Source organism: Pantoea sp. Ft-CA_14, assembly GCF_024520875.1.
GTDB classification, from domain to species: domain Bacteria; phylum Pseudomonadota; class Gammaproteobacteria; order Enterobacterales; family Enterobacteriaceae; genus Pantoea; species Pantoea agglomerans.
This window is the reverse complement of the sequence record NZ_JALNPM010000055.1, coordinates 1-242: the sequence shown is the minus strand read 5'-3', so window position 1 is coordinate 242 and position 242 is coordinate 1. Positions and strand designations below refer to the sequence as shown.

General features: G+C 56.2%; 1 protein-coding gene. It reads left to right on the top strand.

The features are described 5' to 3' along the window. Positions 1-242 (top strand): LysR substrate-binding domain-containing protein (locus NR195_RS22830; RefSeq protein ID WP_256844940.1); only part of this gene is annotated, 242 nt, incomplete at both ends.

Here is a 242-nt window from a genome sequence, read left to right as displayed (position 1 = left end):
AAACTGGACCTTGGGGTGATGCGTAACACGCCGCTTCCGGCGGATCTGCATCATCAGCTTTTGCTGCGAGAGCCGCTGTGTGCCGTGGTGCATAAAGCGCATCCGCTGGCCGCAGCAGGGCAGATTTCGCTACAGGCACTGGCCAGCGAACCTTTTGTGTTTTTTGATCCCCAGGTGGGGACAGCGCTTTATAGCGAAATTCTTGATCTCCTGCAGCGCTATCAGATCCGGCCCTATATCAC